Raw genomic sequence first — 14595 nt, 5'->3', positions numbered from 1 at the left:
CCCAGTATTAGATACAACCTTCAGTTAGTAATGTCGGTTGGTTTTTCTTCATGTTTCCCGTTTCGCCAGCATGCTGCAAATTCAAACGGCGTCTGGTAATTCAGCGATGAATGAGGTCTGGACTCGTTATAGTCCTGCCGCCAGTCACTAATGATTTTCCGGGCATGAAGAATATCGCTGAACCAGTGCTCATTCAGACATTCATCGCGAAAGCGTCCGTTAAAACTCTCAATAAACCCGTTCTGTGTTGGCTTACCCGGCTGGATGAGTCGCAGTTCTACGCCATGCTCAAAAGCCCACTGATCGAGCGCACGGCAGGTAAACTCCGGGCCCTGATCGGTTCTTATCGTTGCCGGATAGCCACGAAACAGCGCGATGCCGTCCAGAATACGCGCGACCTGAACGCCTGAAATACCGAAAGCAGCGGTGATCGTCAGACACTCCTTCGTGAAATCATCCACGCAGGTCAGGCACTTAATCCGGCGGCCGCTGGCAAGTGCATCCATGACAAAATCCATCGACCATGTCAGGTTCGGCGCATCCGGGCGGAGAAGCGGAAGCCGCTCAGTCGCCAGACCCTTACGGCGTCGCCTGCGTTTTACACCCAGACCGTTAAGATGATAGATGCGGTAAACCCGCTTGTGGTTGACGTGAATGCCCTCCCGACGCAATAACTGCCAGATGCGCCGGTAACCAAACCGGCGACGTTCAAGTGCCAGCTCTGTGATACGCAGAGATAGCTGCGCGTCAGCAGCCGGACGCTGAGCCGAATAACGGCAGGTTGAAAGGGACAGACCAGCCAGCCTGCAGGCACGGCGTTGCGACAGACCCGTTGTCTCACACATGACTTCCACGGCTTCCCGCTTCTGGTCTGTCGTCAGAACTTTCGGCCCAGAGCCACCTGAAGCGCCTCCTTATCCAGCATGGCTTCAGCGAGCAGCTTCTTGAGGCGGGCATTCTCCTCTTCAAGTGACTTGAGCCGCTTCACTTCGGGGACTTCCATGCCGCCAAACTTCTTGCGCCAGGTGTAGAAGGTAGCGTCTGAAATAGCATGCTTGCGGCAGAGTTCCCGGGCCGAAACCCCGGCTTCGGCCTCGCGGAGAATACTGATGATCTGTTCGTCGGAAAATCGTTTCTTCATGGGGATGTCCTCATGTGACTTATGAAGACATTACTAACATCGCGGTGTATTAATCAACGGGGAGCAGGTCAATCGGTAGATCCGGTAAACCCGTTTTGCATTCCACAGTAATCCTGCCTGGCGTAACTTATTGAACATGAGGCCAAAACCATAAGCCGGATACTGATGCGCCAATTTTTGCAGTGCCCCGACCACGGGCAGATCCCGTGCCGTGTTCGGGGAATAATGCAACAGGCTTCGACTTATACCAATAATCCGGCACCCGCGTCGTTCGCTGGTCTGATGTTCCGTCATGACGTAACGCACCCACTCACGCTTTTCGGGCACCGCTAAAGTTTTTTTGAAACAATATCCTTAAGAATTTCATGATCTAAGCTCAGGGAGGCATACATCTGCTTTAATCGGCGGTTTTCCTCTTCCAGCTCTTTCATTCGTTTGATATCAGAGGACTCCATACCGCCGTATTTAGATTTCCAGTTGTAATAGCTGGCTTCCGACACGCCGTTTTCGCGGCACACATCCTTAACATGCCGACCCCCTTCAACTTCTTTTAGAACTCGCAGGATCTGAGTTTCAGTGAAACGCGCTTTCTTCATGATGAGCCTCCTTTGGTTGTATTTTAACCAGAGAACTCTAACAAGCAGTAAGACTAAATTCAGGGGGGACTACAACCCCACCTACAGTAATTTTAGTATTTTAAAACTGTGATGCAGGTAATGTTGAAAAATGTGTATTGCCATTAATTACAGGATAAAAAGTTAACGAATTATCACTATATTCTATTCCTGTTGCGGTTTTTCTTTCAATCATAGTTATTGGTTCAGATATTTGAACGCATCCAGTTTTTGTATTTTGAGTTTTAACTCTATATATTCCTACTGGGATTTTTTCGAGGACAGCATAATTGCCTGCTGGTATAAAAACATCTCGTAAGAATTTTGAAGTGTTTTTATCTTCTTCAAATGTGAATCTAACATATATGTCTTCATTGTTTTGGGTGTTATCTAATGTTAGAGATGATAATCCATTGCGTCGATCTTTTTGATTGAAGATAGTTGAAGAAACAGGCCATTTTATATTTTGTATAGATGAATCACATACATTTATGCTGTTAATTAAATTTTTTGGTTTTGATGGTGCGGTAATCTGTGTGTTATCATTTTTACTATCCGTTAAGCTAACGGATGTTTTATATATACCGCTTATTATTGCGTATACAACAAACCCTATAACACAGAAACCCAACCCTAACCTTAGTAATGAAAATATAGAAAATATAAGATCAATTATTTTGGTTATTAATGATTTTTTATCCTTTTTCACTTCTTGTGTTGGTGTTGGTGCGTTCTGTTTTAATGTTGCTTCAGCTCTTTCTCTCCATGTTTCTTTTATAATCCAAGAGTCATGCTCCTTTCTTTTTTGCGGGTCACTTAAAATCTCATATGATGAGTTAATAATTTTCATTATTCTGGCAGCATCAGGATTATCTTTATTTACATCTGGATGATATTTTTTCGCCAATGAACGATAAGCTGCTTGTATTACCTCTATTGGAGCATCTTTTGAAACTTTTAGATTATCGTAATGTGTTCTCATTTTTTTTTAATCTATATTTATAAAGCGATATGATTCTTTATATCATAAGTTATGTGATCTTTTCCATTACAATCACATAACCATATGATCTAAAAAGTTATTTATGAGATTTCTTCATTGAAAATTCAAAAGGCATGATATGTTTATCTTTATTCGCATCCAAATAATCAGCCCACCATTGAAGCATAAATCTACGTTGCATAATATGTTTTGCTTTGTGAGTATAAGCCGCTCGAGCGTTATTTTTCTCTTTGTGGCTCATTTGTCTTTCTATAGCGTCTTCAGTCCATATACCTGATTCAACTAAGCTACTACAAGCCATCGAGCGGAAACCGTGTCCTCATATATCCTTTTGAGTGTCATAGCCCATAAGTCGCAATGCTTTATTAACCGTATTTTCGCTCATTGGTTTACGATAATTATGACAGCCGATAAATATCAAACCCTCACCATTGCTAATATCATAACTAATCTCTTTTAGCTCTTTTAATATTTCAATTGACTGATGACTTAATGGCACATAATGAGATATACGCATTTTAGAACCTCGTTCAGAAAATCTAACGTCCTCGATCTCGTCTCTTTCTTGCGGAATAACCCATAAGGCATTTTTAAAATCTATTTCAGGCCATCTGGCAAAGCGTAGTTCACTCGACCGAATGAAAACTAATAAAGTGAGTTTTAAAGCTAATACAGTGAGTCTACGGCCTTTATACGCATCTATACGACTCAAAAGATCAGGTATCTGCTCAAGTTCAAGCGCTGGGTAATGCGTTCTTTTAGGTGTAATTAATGTGCTGCCAAGTTCATTAGCGGGATTATGGGTAATCATATCTTCTTGGACAGCATAACGCATGATAGCGGTAATACGCTGTTTCAGACATGAAGCTGTTTCGTGCTGACCTTTGGCCTCAATTTTACGCAGAGGAAGAAGCAGATCACGAGTGGTTAGTTTCGTAATATCTCTTGAGCCAAGAGCCGGGAAAAGATGATTGATAAGACTGTTTAGAATCCGTTCGCTGTGTTGAGGTATCCACCGCTCACTGACAGACATTTTTTTGTGCCAATCCCGCGCCACAGCCTCAAACGTAAAATCTCCGCGCTCCTCAGCTTTTACAGCCTTTTTTTGCTGCAACGGGTCAACACCATTGGCTAACAGAGATTTCATCGCTAAGAGGCTTGTACGAGCTTCTGAGAGCGATACAGAAGGGTAGGTGCCAATTGAGAAGACTTTTTGTTTACCATCGAAGCGGTAAGCAGCTTGCCAGTATTTGGAACCATTCGGATGTACCAGCAGATAAAGCCCCTTACCATCTGATAGCTTGATCTGTTTGTCGGAAGGCTTAGCGTTTTTTACAGCAATATCAGTTAAGCGCATAGCAAGCCTCCTGTGCAAATGTTGGTAAAAATTCCATCGAACTGAGATTACCAACATTCTTACCAACAAATAGGGGGGCGCTGGCAGTAGATTTTAACGGACAGTAGTAGACAACCAGGAGGGAATAACTTGTTGACTTTATAAAGCAAAACGGACGTCAGTAGACGTCCGTTTCTAAATGAGTGGTGCCCGGACTCGGAATCGAACCAAGGATTCGTTTCTACGACGACGAAATCACCCAATAACAGTAAGTTACCTTTACGCTTCGATTCCGAATGTACCACCATTTTGTACCACTCTCAATTGTTCCGGGTGGTAAATTGATCGGCCTGGCTAAGATGTTTTGGCCTTTTTGTGAATCCTTTCATATTTTAACGCCAGGTTATAACGATCAGCTTCACCGACAACGGTTCACACTTGGTGGCCTGATTTCTTGTTCATCAACGTGTTCACGAGGTATCCTTGGCGTTAATCTTTTCCTTTCAGTAGTAAGCCTAATGACAACTAATATCTCTTCTCTTGCCAGTCTTATCTGGTCCGTTGCCGATCTTCTTCGCGGTGATTTCAAGCAATCCCAGTATGGTCGCATCATCCTGCCTTTTACCATACTTCGTCGGCTCGAATGTGTGCTTGCTCTGACCAAGACCCAGGTGCTGGCTACGGTCGAAAGCACGAAGGCCCTTCCAGATATAGCGAAAGAGAAATTGTTGCTTAATGCAGCCGGACAAGCCTTCTATAACAGCTCTCCGTTAGAGTTGGGTAAGCTGGGTGAGACTCACGTTGGTGATAACCTGGACGCCTACGTGCGGGCCTTCTCGAAGGATGCCCGTGAGATATTCGAACACTTCGGCTTCGATAGCAGTATCACACTGCTGGAAGACGCCGACCTGCTTTATAAGGTGGTCCGCTCTTTTGCTACCGTTGACCTCTCCCCTGAAGCGGTCGATAACTACCATATGGGTCTGGTGTTTGAGGAATTAATCCGCCGCTTTGCGGAAAGTTCGAACGAGACGGCTGGGGAACACTTTACCCCCCGTGATATTGTACGTCTGACGACTTCTCTGGTCTTCGCCGGAGATGATGAGGCTCTGACCAAGCCCGGTATCGTCCGCTCCATCTATGACCCAACGGCGGGTACAGGCGGTTTTCTGTCCTGCGGGATGGAATACCTGCATGAACTGAACCCGGCTGCCCGTCTTGCCACCTTCGGCCAGGAGCTCAATCCTGAGTCCTACGCTATCTGTAAAGCCGATATGCTGATAAAGGGGCAGGATATCAGCAATATTAAACTCGGTAATACGCTCTCTGATGACCAGTTGCGGTTCAATCGCTTCGACTATTGCTTGTCGAACCCCCCTTTCGGCGTGGACTGGAAGAAGGTCGAAAAGCAGGTGCGGACCGAAGCTGACACTCAGGGCTTCAATGGACGTTTCGGGCCCGGACTGCCCCGTGTGTCCGATGGTTCACTGCTGTTCCTGATGCACCTCATCTCTAAAATGCAACAGCCAAGCGATGACTGTGTGGGCTCACGTATCGGCATCATCCTCAATGGCTCGCCGCTCTTTACTGGTTCTGCTGGCAGTGGTGAGAGTGAGATCCGCCGCTATATTCTGGAGCACGATCTGCTCGATGCTCTTGTAGCCCTGCCCACCGATATGTTCTACAACACCGGTATCGCAACCTATATCTGGGTGCTATCGAATCACAAGCCAGCAGAACGTAAGGGTAAGGTACTGCTGATTAATGCCAGCGATATGCACACCCCGATGCGTAAATCCCTAGGGAGTAAGCGTAAACGGCTAAGCGATGAGGCACTGGCTGAAATTGTCAGCCTCTATAGCCGTTACGAAGAAAGTCCTATCGCCAAGATTTTTCCGACCACTGCCTTTGGTTATCGCCGTCTGACCGTTGAGCGACCGCTGAAACTGGCGTTCTACCTGCATGATGCTGAACGACTGGCGAGCCTGCAAGCCGATAAGGGCTGGGCTAAACTCGATGGCACCCTGCAAGCGGCTATTCTGGCAGCACTGGCGAGCTTTACCGAAGATAAGCTGCTCTCTCGTGACAAGTTTAAGAAGCAATTCACTAAAGCTCTGGGGGACGTAAAATTACCTGTTACTGCCTTTAAGCTGTTGGTCAGTAATCTGGCAGAACAAGATGATGCCGCTGAGGTGTGCAAAACCAAAGGTGTACCAGAGGCCAATCCTGACCTGCGGGATAACGAGAATGTTCCACTCGGCGAGGATATCCATGAGTATTTAAAACGTGAAGTTCTGCCCCATGTACCGGACGCGTGGATTGATACCGCTAAGACTGACCCGCTGGACGGCCAAATAGGAATTGTCGGTTATGAAATTCCCTTTAACCGCCACTTTTACCAGTACCAGCCACCTCGTGACTTGGCGACCATCGATGCCGATCTTGATGCCGTCGCCCGTGAGATTATGCAACTGCTGGCGGAGGTGCATTCATGAGCACTTTGGAACAAGTGGAAGTCATGGATAAATACCAGCCGTATCTTGAATATAAGGAATCAGGGATTGCGTGGCTTAGAGGGATTCCTGTCGACTGGGATAAACTTACGTTAAAGTACGCACTTGAAAGAACTATTACAGACGGACCTCATGAAACACCTGTATTTATTGATCAAGGTGTACCATTTATGTCTGTAGACTCAATTCAAAACAACCAGTTGGTGTTTGATGGATGTAGATATATTTCCAAGGAAGACCATAAGCGATTTGCCAAAAAGTGTTTACCTAAACGTGGTGATCTCCTGCTTGGTAAAGCTGCATCTGTTGGAAAAATCGCCCATGTTACAACTGACCAAGAGTTTAATGTGTGGTCACCTCTTGCTGTTATACGTGTTAATCCTAACAAATATGACAGTCGATTCCTTTATTACTGTTTTCAGTCATTACTGTTGCAGTACCAGTGCCAAATAAAAAGCAACTCTAACACTCAAGCTAATTTAGGTATGGGGGATATATCTAACCTTCAATTCGTAGCTCCAACATTATTATTACAACGCACCATTGCCGCCTTTCTCGACTATGAAACCGCCCGGATTGACCGGCTGATTGCCCAGCAGCAGCGGCTGATTGAACTGCTCAAAGAGAAGCGGCAGGCGGTAATCTCCCACGCTGTCACCAAGGGTATTAACCCCGATGCCCCTATGAAAGAGTCCGGCGTCGAGTGGCTTGGACAGGTGCCGGAGCATTGGTCATCTACTCGAATTGGATGGTGTTGCCAAATTGGAAATGGCTGTACTCCCAGTAGAGATAAGCCGGAATACTGGTCTGAAGGAACTTATCCTTGGTTGAATAGCAGCAAGGTTAACGATTTGGAAATTGTGGCCGCAGATCAGTTTGTGACTAAAACCGCCTTGAGTGCATGTAGTTTACCAATAGTTCCTGCTGGTAGCATAGTTATGGCTATTACTGGCGAGGGGAAAACTCGCGGGTCGGTTGCCATCACCTTTATTGAAGCAACGCTTAGTCAGCATCTGTCATTCATGACGGTTACATCTTGCAATGTTCTGCCAGACTATTTGCTTTTGTGGCTAGAAAGTCAGTACCAGAAGATCAGGTTTGAGTCTGAGGGATGGGGAAGTACCAAAGCGGCGATAACATGTAGCGATATTAAAGCATATCCGCTTCCTGAACCGCCTTTGGATGAACAGTTACGAATTGTTAACTATGTAAAGGAAAAGAAACTGCGGTTTGGAAAACTCATTGAACGATCCGAGTACATGGTTACACAACTGAGGGATCGTCGCACCGCCCTAATATCCGCAGCCGTGACAGGAAAGATTGACCTACGGGGATGGACCCAGCCTGGCGAGGTGGCTGCATGAGTGATATCAAGCTATTTCGTTATAGCCCGCAAGGCGTGGCTGAACTGGAAAGCAAGGCGGCAGTGGTTGAAAAGCAGTTGCAGGCCCTTATCGAGCAGAAGATGGAAGTATACCGTATCGAATTATGCCGGGAGTGGAATGCCACATATTGAGGAGGGGATAAGATGACAGCTCTCACATTGGTTGAACGGTTGACTAAACTCGCTGCGGCTCACCATGAGGTGATAGTGCTGTGGCTCTATGGTTCACAGGCTAAGGGTAACGCAGGCCCTGCGAGCGACTGGGATCTGGCGGTCGCCTTCAATCCAGTGAATCTGGCTGACCCACTAGACAACCGGTTGCGACCTGAACTGTTGGCTCTCGACTGGCAGCAAGCACTTGGACTGCCAGAGGGAAAACTCTCAGTGGTCGATATTAATCAAGCCCCCATCCCGCTCGCTTTTGCTATAGTCGATGCCAACCACCCGCTCTACTGTCAGAACGAAGGTCGTCGGCTGCAAGAAGAGGCCCGCATCATGTCACAAATGGAACTTAACTACAGGAACACTCATGGTCGATAACGCCTACACCACGGCCCTGCGGCTTAGCCTGACACGCTACCAAGCTGAATTGCTCGAACTGCGTACTCTGCTCAGTCAGCGACCTCTTTCTAATCTGGAATACCGAGCAGCTGAACGAACCCTACAGGTCTCTATTGAAGCCTGTATCGGCGTAGCTAAGCACTGGGCTAAAACACTGGCGGGACACAGCCCGCAGGATGCGTATCAGGCGTTTGAGATCCTGACCCAGCGAGGCGTTCAACCTATAGAGGCGTTGACGGGCTGGCGTAAGATTATCGGCCTGCGTAATGTTCTGGTGCATGATTATCTCAATATCAATCCTGAGATTATCCGCAGCGTAATTGGCCAGGGTTACAGCGACCAGTTCTTTAACTTTGCAGAACAAGGGCTTAACTGGCTGGAGCAGAATTCATGAATGATAAAGCCCGAGAGAGAGCCTTTCAGGACCATATCATTGATGAACTGACCAGGACGGGATGGTTGCTGGGTGATTCGGCTCACTATGACAAAGAACGGGCTCTCTACCCGGAAGACCTGCTGGCCTTTGTACAAGAGAGCCAGCCTGAGGGATGGAGTAAATACTGCAAAACCTACAGTGAACAGCCTGAACGCCACCTGCTGGATGCTGCTGTGCGTCAGTTGGCTCGGCCTGAAGGTGGCACTCTGTGGCTACTTCGCAATCAGATTGAGGACCGTGGACATCGCATTAAAGTGGCCAGCTTTAAGCCGGACCATAACCTCAACCCTGAGCTGCTGACCCGTTACCGCACTAACCGTCTACGAGTCGTGCCTGAGCTGGTCTACAGCCCCAATGGTTACGATGGACGTATCGACCTTACGTTATTTCTAAACGGTATTCCGATTGCCACGCTAGAGCTTAAATCCTGCTTCAAGCAATCATTGGAAAATGCCAAGAAACAGTATCGCTTCGATCGCCAGCTCAAAACACTGGGGCGGGATGAACCGTTACTGAGCTTTAGGCGAGGCGCTCTCGTACACTTTGCAGTTAACCAGTTTGAAGTAGCCATGACGACCAGACTGGCGGAAGCATCGACCTTCTTCCTGCCCTTTAACAAAGGGACTGCCGAGGGAGGAGCCGGTAACGATCAGCCTGAAGCTGGCTACGGCACCGAATATCTGTGGCAGGAAATCCTTCAACCCGATAACTTCCTGCGAATTATTGGCCGCTACCTTCACCTTGAAGTGAAGATTGACGAAGATCCGTTGGGGCGACAGAAAAAGAAAGAGACGATGATTTTCCCCCGCTATCACCAGTGGGCTGTAGTGCAGAAGTTACTCGCTACCGTAGAACAAGAAGGGCCGGGCCAAAAGTATCTGATCCAGCATTCAGCGGGCTCGGGTAAATCCAACTCCATCGCCTGGCTGACCCACCAGCTCGCCTCACTCTATCAGGCAGGTGGTAAACTGTTCGAATCGGTGATCGTCATTACCGACCGCACGGTGCTTGACAGCCAGTTGCAGGAAACGATTGGTCAGTTTGAACACGCCAGTGGTGTGGTAAGCAGTATTAATCGTGATGAAGGGGACAGCAAGTCAGCCCAACTGACGGAAGCACTCACCAACGGTACGCCAATTATCATTGTCACTATCCAGACCTTCCCTCATGTGTTGAAGGCGATTCAGGAATCGACAAGCCTTAAAAGTTCCCGCTTTGCGGTCGTTGCCGATGAAGCCCACTCCAGTCAGACTGGTAGCACGGCCCGTCAGTTGAGAGAAGTCCTGATGGCCGAGCAGACTGAAGAGGAGTTGTCCGCAGAGGATGTCATAAACCTGACGCTGACCGCCCGTGGTGGTAGTCGGAATATCAGTTATTTTGCCTTCACCGCCACCCCTAAAGGCAAGACGCTGGAGCTGTTTGGTCGCCCTGATAAACCAGGTATGCCACTTGGCCCAGATAACAAGCCGAAACCCTTCCACGTCTATTCTATGCGGCAGGCCATCGAAGAGGGCTTTATCCTCGACGTGCTAAAGAACTATACCAACTACTCTCTTGCCTACAAGCTGGCAATGCAAGCCGAGACCGACAGCGAAGTGGATACCAAAAAGGCTCGCATCAGACTGTCCCGCTGGGTAAGGCTACATCCCCATAATATTGGTCAGAAGGTAGCCATTATCGTTGAGCATTTTCACGCCAACGTGGAAGCTCTGCTGGGTGGCCAGGCCAAAGCGATGGTGGTGACCAGCAGTCGACTGGAAGCGGTTCGCTATAAACTGGCGTTTGACAAGTATGTCAAAGAGCAGGGCTACGGGACTATCCGGGCGATGGTGGCCTTCTCTGGTGATATTGAGGAAGAAGGGTTGACCCATAACGAACGCAATATGAACCCTGATTTACACGGGCGAGATATGCGTAAGGCTTTTGATACGCAGGACTATCAGGTGATGCTGGTGGCTAATAAATTCCAGACCGGTTTCGATCAGCCCAAGCTGTGTGCCATGTATGTAGATAAGAAACTTACCGGTGTGGACTGCATCCAGACGTTATCCCGACTCAACCGTATTTATCCGGGTAAGGAGAGCACCTTCGTACTCGACTTCATGAACGACCCGCAGGACGTGTTGGAGGAGTTTCAGAAGTATTACGAAACCGCCCGACTTGATACCGTCTCCGATCCCAATTTGGTCTATGACCTGTACCACAAGTTAAGGGCGACAGGCATCTTTACCTGGAACGAAGTGGAGGCGTTTAGCGATGCCTATTTCGATCCTCTGCGGGGAGCTGAGTCCCTGCTCGGTTACATCAAACCGGCGGTCGAACGGTTCAGTAAACGTTACAAGCTGGCCAGTGAAGCAGTACGGGAATGCCGTAAGATGCTTAAGATTATTCAGCAGGACGGCGGTTCGACGACCGACAAGGTAAACGCCGAGCGGCGGCTCAACGAGGCAACGGAAGCCAGGAATGAGCTGGATTTAGTCAAGAAGGACCTGAACAGTTATATACGTTTCTATGAATTCGTCTCTCAGATCACCTCATTCGATGATCAGGAGTTGGAGCGGCTTTGTGTATTCGCCCGTCACCTGCTGCCGATGCTGCGGCAGGAAGTGCTGGAAGAGGATGAAATTGACCTCTCGGCGGTTATCCTGAGCCACTATAACCTCAAAGCCAAACGAACTCAGGATCTAAAGCTAAAAGAAGATGCTCAGGGCTACGGCCTGCAAGGCGTATCAGCGGTAGGCAGTGCTAAGGCTAAAGAGGAAAAGAAAGATTTTCTTTCCCATATCCTTGAGCAACTCAACGATCTGTTCGGGGCTGAGGTAACGGATGGCGACAAACTCGACTGGTTACAAGGGATGGCCAACAAGATTGCCGAGAATCAGCCACTGATGGAGCAGGTTCGAAACAATCCCCGCGATGCCATTATGCTGGGCGACTTTCCTAAAGCAGTCGATGCCGCAGTTATTGAGCGGATGGATACGCAGAATGGCATGTCGCTGGATTACCTTTCCCGGCCAGATGCTGCCAACCGAATCCAAAGTCTGTTGTTGGACTTGTTGCTTAAGGGACTAGGGGGCCGGAATTTGTAAGTAAGAGCAAACCGCATGGTGTTTACCTTGCGGTTTGTCTTAGCTGATTACGGGCGAACCTACATCGGTGCTCCAGCTTTGATATTAGCTACTAACCCGCCAATCAGTGCACCAAATAATACTCTAAACCCTGTGCCAAAGTCGAAAATCATCACCCAATCCGTCGATTGAATACCAACGGAGAGTAAGGCAATGCTCGGCAAAAGTAGCAAGGCAATCAGCGAGACCATAACCGCACGTTTCCTGATGAATGACACACGTTCGGATAGCTTCATTACCCCGAAGCCGACAAGCGGTGGGCACACCAGTGAGTACATCAAAACATATGGAGCGTCGCTGATAAATAGTCCGCCGATTAACAATGCTATATCTATGACACTCATCGTTACCGCCAATTCATGCAGGTTTTTATCCTGAGAATGGCTCAGAAATAACACGCCTGCGTAGCCACCAATGATGCTGCTAACAGCGATCCCCAAACGCGGCAGAGCAACCTGCAAGAAGAAACTGTAGTCGACGTCTGAAATCCATGCCCTGTTGAGACCACTGAACGGAATGGCGAGTGAAACAATGGCTATGCATGCCGCTAGCGCCAGCATCTTTATACTTCTGGTCATTTCTGTTTTTCCTTAACTGAATGGATTTTTATTTCAGGTATTGACGCGATTGGCTTTGCAGGGGATCCAGCTACCATCGGTATTTTGCAGAAAGAAACTCGCATCGGCGTATCTGATAAGTATCTTTGCCTCAACGTGAGCATCAGCAAATACCAGCACTATTTGATCGTCGTTATCGTTTTCACTTCTTTGAATCGGTAGATTGAAAATACCTTCGGCTGATAACATCCCATCTTTCAGCGTTGCATGCATACCATTGGCACATTGAAGCAACACATTGATCGGGGGAGCGGCAAAGCTATTGCCGCTATAGAGCAAACAGAGAAGTAAACAGAGAAGTAAACATACTGCTAGATGTCGCATGGTTTAACCTCCAGTAAATCTGGTCTGTTGACGCGGATAATTCGATAAATGCTGGTGATGCCAATCCCTAACTGCCGAGAGATTTCTGGCTTGCTCAACCCTTTCTCGACCATCTCTATAACTTCCTGTGATTTGCCCCTGGCGGTTGCTTTCCGACCTTTGTACTTCCCGTTGAGCTTTGCCATTGCGATGCCTTCGGCCTGACGCTCCAGCATCATTTCCCGCTCAAATGTTGCTATTGCTCCAATCATCGTTAGCATGAGCTTTCCGGTCGGTGTGGCTGTGTTAATACCTATATTGAGAATATTTAATGCGACGCCTTTCCCTTGAAGGAATTCCGATACCTCAAGTAGATGGCGAGTGTTTCGGGCAAGTCTGTCTAATTTCGTTACCTGAACCGCATCGCCTTCACGAACGAACTCAAGTAATGCTTGCAACTCAGGACGGTCATCTTTTGCCCCGCTAATCTTTTCTCTGAATATCTTCTCGCAACCTGCGAGAGCTGTAAGTTGTGTATCCAGACTTTGCCCCGTGGTGGACACGCGAGCGTAGCCAACTGTTGCCATTTGGACTCCTTACCCTGCCAATAGACCATGCTAAGCTGCACAAACCTGCCAAAATGCTGAAACAGCCCTGTGGTAGGGCCGAATCAAGCATTCTGTCGTTGCACGTTTGGCAGATCTTTAGGGCATGGTTATTGGTATGGGTCTAGCTGTGGTGAGGGGATTAGATAAAGTCTTCGGCTGGCGTATAGCAGTCCATCATGCCCCGGAAGAACACTGTACAGAAGGTGGTTAGTGCCATAATTACGGCTTCGATGAGCAGTGATCTCCAGTTCATAGCCAACCCCTTTCAGCGAATGAGACAGTCTGACCGCCACCAACAACGATGTGATCCAGTAGTCTGACTTCGATAAGCCCCATAACCTGCTGTATCTTCAAGGTTATCACCTTATCAATATCAGACGGTTCAGCGATGCCAGATGGGTGGTTATGGGAACATATAATGGCAGCCGCGTTGAGCTTCAGAGCTTGACGAGCTATCTCGCGGGGATGAACGCTGGTTGTCGCTATGCTACCGTGGAACATCTCCAGATACTTAATAACGTGATTCTGGTTATCAAGGAAGATAACAGAGAACACTTCATGCTCCCGGTCCCCGAGTTGGAGAGCCAGATAGCTTTCAGTATCGCGTGGCGAGGTCAGTGAATCGGTTCGGTACAGCCGCTGAGTCAATAACTCTCGGGCCTGATTAATGATTTCATCGTGCATGATTTTCTCCTATTGATCTGCATGTTTCTTGTACCTGGGACGCTGCTGATAGTTGAATGCCGATTAATGTCGGGTACTGCTGCGGAGAATGTCGCTGTCAGGTCGTCGATAATGAAGAAACGGAGGGGCCTTCATGCCGATTTTTAGGTGTTTTTTATAAAGTCATAATGAGAGATCTCACAGAAAAGTTTTACTAATATGCCTCAGAATCGGCACTGGTCGGTGTCTATTCGCCTTTTTAATTGGCATAGAGGGGAAAGCGGCGAA

General features: G+C 47.8%; 12 protein-coding genes and 2 pseudogenes. 6 read left to right on the top strand and 8 right to left on the bottom strand.

Annotation, left to right across the window (positions count from 1 at the left end; translation table 11 throughout):
* Positions 1–20 precede the first annotated feature (20 nt).
* From JWF83_RS00815 to JWF83_RS00800, 4 genes and pseudogenes are all read right to left on the bottom strand, one after another.
* A protein-coding gene (locus tag JWF83_RS00815) for an IS3 family transposase (protein WP_413647867.1) occupies positions 21–1141 on the bottom strand; the annotation gives its coding sequence in 2 pieces (ribosomal slippage) (positions 21–883 and positions 883–1141; 1122 coding nt in all).
* Positions 1142–1210: 69 nt separating this feature from the next.
* Positions 1211–1737 (bottom strand): annotated as a pseudogene (locus JWF83_RS00810) (transposase); the annotation flags it as partial.
* A 100-nt stretch (positions 1738–1837) separates the two neighbouring features.
* The gene (locus tag JWF83_RS00805) at positions 1838–2737 is read right to left on the bottom strand and encodes a J domain-containing protein (RefSeq protein WP_413648003.1); all 900 of its coding nucleotides are present in this window, start codon (positions 2735–2737) and stop codon (positions 1838–1840) included.
* Positions 2738–2834: 97 nt separating this feature from the next.
* Positions 2835–4115: pseudogene (locus JWF83_RS00800) on the bottom strand (tyrosine-type recombinase/integrase).
* Positions 4116–4612: 497 nt separating this feature from the next.
* On the opposite strand from JWF83_RS00800, the gene JWF83_RS00795 reads away from it, so the two are divergent.
* From JWF83_RS00795 to JWF83_RS00770, 6 genes are read left to right on the top strand one after another with little or no spacing between them, the layout of a single operon-like run.
* Positions 4613–6589: a type I restriction-modification system subunit M gene (locus JWF83_RS00795; protein ID WP_413648002.1), complete on the top strand. Its 1977-nt coding sequence runs from the start codon at positions 4613–4615 to the stop codon at positions 6587–6589.
* Complete coding sequence (locus JWF83_RS00790; protein ID WP_413648001.1) at positions 6586–7971, top strand: restriction endonuclease subunit S; 1386 nt, start codon at positions 6586–6588, stop codon at positions 7969–7971. Before JWF83_RS00795 ends, JWF83_RS00790 begins: the two co-directional genes overlap by 4 nt.
* Positions 7968–8123 (top strand): hypothetical protein, encoded by a 156-nt coding sequence (locus tag JWF83_RS00785; protein WP_413648000.1) that lies wholly within the window; start codon positions 7968–7970, stop codon positions 8121–8123. Before JWF83_RS00790 ends, JWF83_RS00785 begins: the two co-directional genes overlap by 4 nt.
* A gap of 12 nt (positions 8124–8135) precedes the next feature.
* Positions 8136–8531, top strand: a complete 396-nt coding sequence (gene mntA, locus JWF83_RS00780) for a type VII toxin-antitoxin system MntA family adenylyltransferase antitoxin (protein ID WP_413647999.1) — start codon at positions 8136–8138, stop codon at positions 8529–8531.
* Positions 8521–8946 carry a type VII toxin-antitoxin system HepT family RNase toxin gene (gene hepT, locus JWF83_RS00775; RefSeq protein WP_413647998.1) on the top strand — a complete coding sequence of 142 codons (426 nt, stop codon included), beginning with the start codon at positions 8521–8523 and terminating at the stop codon, positions 8944–8946. Before mntA ends, hepT begins: the two co-directional genes overlap by 11 nt.
* Positions 8943–12077: a type I restriction endonuclease subunit R gene (locus JWF83_RS00770; protein ID WP_413647997.1), complete on the top strand. Its 3135-nt coding sequence runs from the start codon at positions 8943–8945 to the stop codon at positions 12075–12077. Before hepT ends, JWF83_RS00770 begins: the two co-directional genes overlap by 4 nt.
* 59 nt (positions 12078–12136) lie before the next feature.
* Here JWF83_RS00770 and JWF83_RS00765 read toward each other — a convergent pair whose 3' ends face one another.
* The 4 genes from JWF83_RS00765 to radC form a co-directional block, all read right to left on the bottom strand.
* Complete coding sequence (locus tag JWF83_RS00765; RefSeq protein WP_413647996.1) at positions 12137–12694, bottom strand: hypothetical protein; 558 nt, start codon at positions 12692–12694, stop codon at positions 12137–12139.
* A gap of 33 nt (positions 12695–12727) precedes the next feature.
* A complete protein-coding gene (locus JWF83_RS00760; protein ID WP_413647995.1) occupies positions 12728–13057 on the bottom strand; it encodes a hypothetical protein in 330 nt (109 codons plus the stop codon).
* Complete coding sequence (locus tag JWF83_RS00755) at positions 13045–13623, bottom strand: recombinase family protein (protein WP_413647994.1); 579 nt, start codon at positions 13621–13623, stop codon at positions 13045–13047. The genes JWF83_RS00760 and JWF83_RS00755 overlap by 13 nt, the downstream gene beginning before the upstream one ends.
* A gap of 270 nt (positions 13624–13893) precedes the next feature.
* Complete coding sequence (gene radC, locus JWF83_RS00750; protein ID WP_413647993.1) at positions 13894–14328, bottom strand: RadC family protein; 435 nt, start codon at positions 14326–14328, stop codon at positions 13894–13896.
* Positions 14329–14595: the final 267 nt, after the last annotated feature.

It is taken from the genome of Pantoea sp. B65 (genome assembly GCF_047308185.1).
Lineage (GTDB): Bacteria > Pseudomonadota > Gammaproteobacteria > Enterobacterales > Enterobacteriaceae > Erwinia.
The sequence above is the reverse complement of the archived record's forward strand: the minus strand, read 5'-3'. Positions and strand labels throughout refer to the sequence as shown.